Raw genomic sequence first — 7,801 nt, 5'->3', positions numbered from 1 at the left:
TATGTCGGTTGAGACGCATTCCGACCCCGACTCATTCGCCGTCAGTCAAAGGGTAGCTAAAATAGCCCCGTCCCAAATTAGCTACCCCGGCAAAGGCACCCTTAGATAACCGTCACGCGGCCTTGGTTGCCAACGATGGCCTTGGCCTCGGCCAGCAGCGGAATCGAGCGTGCGTTAACCTTGGCCGGCACCTCGGCACGCAACACGCGCCCGTCCACCTGCTCGATAAAGATCTCCACGCGGTCGCCGCCCGGGTTGGTGGTGAGCACCGTGGCCAGGCGCGCCATATTGCCCTGGCTAAAGCGGCTGTTGGGCACCATGACCTCAAACACCCTGGGCTTGTTGTTCTCCTCGTTAAGCTCCAGCGGCACGATCTCCTGCGCGATGATCTGGTCGCCGCGATCCGAGCGCTCGAGCTTGCCCTTAATGCGCACAAACGCATCGGACAGCTGCGCGCCGGTCTCGGGATCAACCTCGCCGTACAGATACCCCTCGGCCTCCTTGTAGGTCTTGGGGAACACCACGACCGTGGCCTCGCCTTCCATGTCCTCGAGCTGCACAATGCCCATGGGGTCGCCGTTTTTGGTCACGCGCTTGGACACGCTCGAGACCATACCGGCCCACCACAGCGCCTTGCCCTCGGGAATCTCCTGGTTGATGGTACCGCCCGTGGGGTTTTGCACCTCGTAGCCGGTGTCGATCTGCGAGAACGAGAAGTCGCGTGCTTTGCTAAGTGCATACTCAAACGGGCGCAGCGGGTGGTCCGAGACATAGATGCCCAGAACCTCCTTCTCCTGGCTCAGCTTAAGATGGCGGTCCCACTCCTGGCCATCCGGATCGGGCACGCTCACCTCGAAGCCCGAGCCCTCAACGTCGCCAAACATGTCGAAAAACGACGTCTGGCCGCTCGCGCGATCCTTCTGGCGCTTCACCGCGGCATCGATGATGTTCTCGGGGTTGTTCTTGTCCACAAAGTGCATCATCTGGCGACGCGGATACCCCGTGGAGTCGAAGGCGCCTGCCTTGATGAGTGATTCGATCACGCGACGGTTTGCCTGGCTCGAGTCCACGCGCTCGACAAAGTCGTGCAGCGTCTTAAACGGGCCGCCTGCCTCGCGCTCGGCGATAATCGCCTGCGCCACGCCGGTGCCCACGCCGCGGATGCCGGCCAGACCAAAGCGCACGCCCTCCTTGGTAGCCGTGAACTCGGTACCGGACTCGTTGACATCTGGCGACAGCACGGGGATGCCGTCGTGACGGCACGCCGAGACGTAGTGAACGATCTTGTCGGTCTTGCCCGTATAGGACGTCAGAACGGCCGCCATGTACTCGTGCGGATAATGCGCCTTGAGCCACGCCGTCTGCATAACCAGAATGGCGTAGCCGGCGGAGTGCGACTTGTTAAAGGCGTAGGACGCGAACTCGAGAACATCGTCCCAAATCTTCTGGGCGACCTCGCGCGTGTAGTTGTTCTTGATGGCGCCGTTCATCCAGTGGTCGTAGGTGGTCTCGTCCGAGCCATCCTCCCAGTGGAGCACCGTCGACGTGAGCAGCTTGATCTTTTTCTTGGCCACGGGCTTACGGATACGCGAGTCCGATTCGCCCTTGGAGAAGCCGCACATCTCGACGGAGATGAGCATAACCTGCTCCTGGTAGACCATGGTGCCGTAGGTTTCGCCCAGGATGTCGTCCAGACGGTCGTCATAGGAGACGGCCGGCTCCTTGCCGTTCATACGGTTGATGTAGGACGAAACCATGCCGGCGCCCAGCGGGCCCGGGCGGTACAGGGCGATCAATGCCACGACGTGCTTGTACTCGGTGGGCTTCATGTTCTTGATCGTGGCCGTCATGCCGGCGGACTCGACCTGGAAGACGCCGGCGGTGTGGCCGGAGCCCATGAGCTTAAAGATCTCGGGATCGTCAAAGGGAATCTCTTCCTCTTTGATGTCGATGCCGAAGTTCTTTTTGATGTTTGCCTTGGCCTTGGAGATAACCGTCAGCGTACGCAGGCCCAAGAAGTCCATCTTGAGCAGACCCATGTCGGCGACGGTATGGCCCTCGTACTGGGTAATCTCGACGCCGCCCTTGGTATCGAGCTTGGTAGGCACGTGCTCGTTGACGGGGTCGCGGCAGATCAGAACGGCGCACGCATGCACGCCCTCGCCACGGGTGAGGCCCTCGATCGAGAGCGCCGTGTCGATGATGCGTCGGGCGTCGTCGTCCTTTTTATATGCCTCGGCAAAATCGGGGTTAAACAGATCCTCTTTGCCGGGTTGCTTTTCGAGCACCTGCTTGAGCTTGACCTTGGGGTCGCTCGAGACCATCTTGGACAGGCGCTGGCCCATATAGACCGGGTAGTCCAGAACGCGTGCGGCGTCGTTGATGGCCTGCTTGGCCTTAATGGTCGAGTAGGTGATGACGTGGGTGACCTTCTCGGGGCCGTAGAGCTGGCGAACGTGCTCCACGACCTCGAGGCGCCGCTCATCGTCGAAGTCCATATCGATATCGGGCATCTCGGTACGCTGCGGGGAGAGGAACCTCTCGAACATCAGACCGTTCTCGAGCGGGTCGAACGCGGTGATGTTCATGGCGTAGGCGACGATAGCGCCGGCGGCCGAGCCACGGCCGGGACCGACGCCGATACCGTTGTCCTTGGCCCATTGCACGTACTCAGCAACGATCAAGAAGTAGGCGGCAAAGCCCTTGTCGCAAATGACCTTGTATTCGTACTCAAAGCGCTCTTTGATGTTGACGCCGCCGATCTCGCGCGTGGCCCAGTCATCGCCGTAGTGCTGGCGCAGGCCCTTCTCGCACTCGCGGCGGAACTGGCTCTCATGCGTCTCGCCGGGATCGAGCAGCGGGAAGCGCGGCAGGATGATAGAGTCCCAGTCCAGCTCCACGTAGCACTTGTCAGCGATCTCGAGCGTGTTGTCGCAGGCCTCGGGGCAATACGGGAACATCGCCCGCATCTCCTCCTCGGTCTTCATATAGAACTCCGAGCCGGTCATGCGCATGCGGTTGGGGTCGTCGACCTTGGCGTTCATACCGATGCACATGATGACGTCCTGCACGGGCGCGTCCTCGCGGCGCAGGTAGTGGAAGTCGTTGGTGGCGATGACCTTGACACCCACCTGCTTGGCAATATCGATGAGCGTGCGGTCCATCTGCTCGTCAGTCAGGCCGTTGTCGGTGGTAATGCCGTGTTCCTGAATCTCGATATAGAAGTCGCCGGGGTCGAAGGTATCGCGGAAGGTCTCGGCCCACTCGATGGCGCCTTCCATGTCGCCGCGGTCGATGTACTTGGGGATGATGCCCGCGATGCAGGCGCTGGTGCAGATCATGCCCTTGGCATGGCGGCGCAGATTGTCGAGCGTCACGCGCGGCTTGTAGTAAAAGCCCTGCACGGCGGCCTCGGAGACCGTCTGCATCAGGTTGACGTAGCCCTCTTGGTCCTTGGCCAAAAGGATCATGTGGTAGAGCTCGGGCTTATGGTCGCGGGCGAGCGTCTCGTCCGGCGTAAAGTAGACCTCGCAGCCAAAGATGGGCTTGATAACCAGAGGCGGCTTGAGCTCGTCGATATTGCCCTTCTCGTCCCACATGGCCATGTCCTTCACATACTGGGCATGCTCGCGCGGGTTTTCCTCGGGATCGGGCTCCACCAGCTCGTCGCGGCGGTCCTTTTCCAAGAAGGCCTTGTCGTGGCTCCAGGTTTTGTACTCGGGCGTGTTGTGGTTGACGGCGTCGCAGGCCAGCGCCAGGTCGGGCACGCCATACATGTAGCCGTGGTCGGTAATGGCCACGGCGGGCATGCCAAGCTCAACGGCACGGTTGACCATATCCTGGATACGGGTTGCGCCGTCGAGCATGGAGAAAACAGTGTGGTTGTGCAGATGGACGAATGCCATGTGATGAGCTCCGATGCGGGTTCGTGTTCTGACTGAACGATTTTACCGCACGGCACGGACAGCACCCGAACCTAGCCAAACCCACACGGGTAGCTAATTTGGGACGGGGCTATTTTAGCTACCCCCATATGTCGGTTGAGACGCATTCCGACCCCGACTCATTCGCCGTCAGTCAAAGGGTAGCTAAAATAGCCCCGTCCCAAATTAGCTACCCCTGAGCTGCGGTGGAATCGGGAGGGATTCCACCGCACGCTGTTGAGGGCTAAAGATTGTAGGTGACTACTTGAGGTTCGGCGGGTTCGACGAAGATGGTTGGATCCGGCTGTTCCACGCGGACGAACTTGACGGTCACGGCCTCAAAGCCCGCCTTGTGCAACACATCGGCGTAGACGCGCGCCTGCAGGGCGTGCTTCTCCTGCAGCTGTTCCGGCGTCTCATCCGGTGTGCCGCCCGTCTTGTAGTCGATGACCAGCGCGCGTGACGAATCCGCCGGGTTCGTTGCCAACGCATCGATGGCGCCCTCGGCATACGTGCCGTAGCGGGCAATGTCCTCGTCCTCGCAGCCCAGCGAGAAGAACGGTACCTCGGCACGGACGCACGGCCAGGCAAGCAGCTCGGCACGGACCGCCGACCTGAGCCAGCGATTCAGGGCAATGTCAAAACGCTCGCGCTGCTCCGGCGTCAGGCACCACAGGCGCGCCAGCGCATCGGCGCGCGCGGCGGGCAGTTCATTGGCGCCCATCTCGATGAGCCACTGGCAGGCAGCATGGAACGCCGAGCCCAAGGCCATGGGATTGCCGAGGGGCTCGGCAGCAACCACGTCCGCATCGGTCATCTCCGAGCCATCCGAGTCTTCATCATCGCCGGCCTCGTCCATGGGCACACGCGTCTCGGCGGCACGATCTTCCGCCTCGGCATGCAGGGCCGCGGCGATCGATGAGTAGCTATACGAGTCACGCGCCGGGAACGGGCAGGTGCCCATGCGCACGCCCACCGCCTGGGGATACACGAGCTCAAACGAATCGGGCTCGGGGTCGGCAGGACCGGGAACGGCGGCGCGGGCATCTGCACCGGCACCCTCCGGCTCCGCATCGCCACGAACAAGCCTGCCCTCGGCATCCAGCGAAGCGTTAGCCTCAAAAGCCTGCTCGCCAAAGGTAAAGTCCGAAAGCGAAATGAGCTCGTAGTCGCCCGGCTGGGAGTTGTCGAACACCAGGCGGTCGGCATCGAGCTGCGGCAAGGCCTGCGCGTCGGTCGGCAAAATACGGCGCAGTACGTCGTAGGTCAGATCGGTCTCGACATCGAAGGTCGGCGCCGCCACCTTGCCACGGCTCACGCCGGCATCCATTGCCAGAATGACCAGCTCGCGTGCACGCGTCATGGCGACATAGAGCAAGCGGGCCCGCTCCTCGAGCGAAAGCTGCAGGTCGTCGTTGCGCAGGCGAGCAAATGCCTCGGCGGGAGAACCCGTCGCACAGACGTCCTCCATGAGCTCCGGCGGCAACCATAGCGACGTGCCCTTACCCTTAAACGCATGCTCAAACTTCTTTTTGACGTCATCGCCCTTCACAAAGGTTCCGTCCGCAAGCTTAACGCCGTCGAAGCGTGCCGGCAGCGCCACGACCTGCGCTCCGCCCTCGACGCGACCCATCTGTGCCGCGCCCGAGGACTTACGCACGCCAAAGCACTCGGCGACCGCCACGACCGGATATTCCAGACCCTTGGAGGCGTGCACCGTCATGATGCGCACCGCGCCGTCGCCCTCCTCGTTGAGGGCGCCTGGGGCCTCCTTGCCCGCCAGGAAGCGATTGAAGGCAAGCGCAATGGAGCGCGGAGAATTGCCGAACTCGGCCTCCGCCTCGGTCACGGCATCGAGCGCCTTGAGCACGTTGGCGGCGATGGCCTTGCCCTCGGGGCCGCGCTGCGCTAGACGCACAAACCAGCCGGAGGCGTTGACCACGTCGCGCGCGATGGAGGCGAACGAATCGCGACCCACACGACGAAGCGCATACCGCAGTACCTCGCGGGCGCGCGTCACCAGTGGCAAGCCCTGCAAGCCGGGCACATCGGAATCGCTCATGATGCCCGCATCGATGTTGCGGCGCGAGGTCTCCCCCGTCTGGTCGTCCAGCTTGGTCGCCAGCGCCAGGAACTCCTGGGCGCCCAGCGCAAACATCGGCGATGCCAGCAGCGGCATAAGGCCCTGCGCCGTATCGGCCGGGTTGGCGAGCGCACAAACCAGGGCGCGCACCGTCTGCACCTCGGCAGCTTGGGCAAAGACCGAGCCGCCCGCGATAACGCAGTCGAGCCCCTGGTCGCGGAAGGCCTGGGCGTAGACGTCGGCGTTGGTCATGCGGCCCAGTAGCAGCACCATGCCGCCCTGGGGCTGGCCCGCTTTAACGAGCGCTTGGAACCGCTCCGCAATCGCACGAGCTTTCGCCTGCGTTCGCTCCTGGGTGCTGCCGCCGGCAACGAGCAGCGCCTGGCGGCGCGAAGCCTTTGCCTTGAGCTTGTCCTCGCGATCGTCACTCGGCTCAAGATCCAAGAACCCCTGCATCAAACCACCGGTATCGCCGTCAAAGACGCGTGCCACATAGCGCAGCACCTCGTCATGACTGCGGAAGTTGCGCACGAGCTTGACGAGCTCGCCGGCAGGGGCATCGGATGCGACGGAGGTCTCAGGCGCAGCAGACAGGCCCACCTTGCGCTCCTGGCGGCGAAACACCTCGACCTCGGCGCCGCGGAAGCGATAGATCGACTGCTGCGCATCGCCCACCGTGCACAGCGCGCGCTCGCCCGCACCCGTCAAATAGCGAATCAGATCGACCTGCATCTGGTCGGTATCTTGGAACTCGTCGATCATGACCATCTTAAAGCGGCCCTCGTAGGCGGCTCGAATGGCGGGATAATCGCGCAGCGCCTCGTATGCCATGCGGAGCAGGTCGTTGTTATCGAGCGCGGACTGGTCAGCCTTGAGCGCGCGGTACTCCGCCTCCACAGCACGAGCAAGCCCCACCAGCGCATCGAGCGCCGGACCACCGCAGGCGAGCACGATATTGATAAACGCATCGGCAGCCTCCGCCTTGAGCAGCTCCACCTGCTCCTTAGGGAATGCCTTGCTCGCCCGAGGCATGGTGCACGACATCATGAGTCGCGCCGCATCCGCCATGGTCTTGCCGCTCGCCTCGAACGCATCGATGGCATCGAGCGCCACCTGCGCTTTCTCGGTCGCGGCCTTGCTTGCGCCCAGCGCCGCACGATAGGCATCGGCAAGGGCCGAAGTGTCGGCATGACCGTGTGCCACGCGCACGTCGTCCATGCCGCCCGGCAGCTGGCTCGAGAGCTCCAGCAGCTCGCGCACCAGGCCCTTGATGGTGGTGCCGGCGCCAAAAGGGCCGCCCTCGCCCGCCATGGGATACCAGGCGTAGAGGGCCTTGAGCGATGCCGCGAGCTCGGGGGCGGCATCGGGCGCCGTCGCGCGGGCCAGCACATGCTCAACAGCCTGATCCATAAGCTCGTCGGTATCGGTGAGTACCGTGAACTCGGGATCGATGCCCAGCTCCAACGCGTGTGCGCGCAGGATACGCGAGCACATGCCGTGAATGGTCGAGATCCATGCATCGTCGACGGTCAGGGCCTCCTCGTCCATGCCCTCGTCGATGAGCGCGCGGCGCACGCGGTCACGGATCTCGGCCGCGGCATCTTTGGTAAAGGTAATGGCGAGCACCTGGTCCAGATGCTCAACGAACGGACCGGATTCGGGCGAGAGCGCGTAGACGATGCGGCGCGTGAGGGTAAAGGTCTTGCCCGAACCGGCGCCCGCCGAGACAAACAGCGGACGGTCGAGCGTTTTGACAATCTGCAGCTGTTGCGGCATCAAAGTCGAAAGATCCATG

Annotated in this window: 2 protein-coding genes; both read right to left on the bottom strand. The window is 63.0% G+C overall.

Annotated features, from left to right (window positions below; translation table 11 throughout):
- Positions 1-101: 101 nt before the first annotated feature.
- Complete coding sequence (gene dnaE, locus DXC90_RS01490) at positions 102-3,905, bottom strand: DNA polymerase III subunit alpha (protein WP_117734442.1); 3,804 nt, start codon at positions 3,903-3,905, stop codon at positions 102-104.
- 262 nt (positions 3,906-4,167) lie between these two features.
- Positions 4,168-7,800: a UvrD-helicase domain-containing protein gene (locus tag DXC90_RS01485; protein WP_117734441.1), complete on the bottom strand. Its 3,633-nt coding sequence runs from the start codon at positions 7,798-7,800 to the stop codon at positions 4,168-4,170.
- Position 7,801: the final 1 nt, after the last annotated feature.

This window comes from Collinsella sp. TF09-1AT (assembly GCF_003436895.1).
Classification (GTDB): Bacteria; Actinomycetota; Coriobacteriia; order Coriobacteriales; family Coriobacteriaceae; genus Collinsella.
This window is presented reverse-complemented; position numbering and strand designations above follow the sequence as displayed.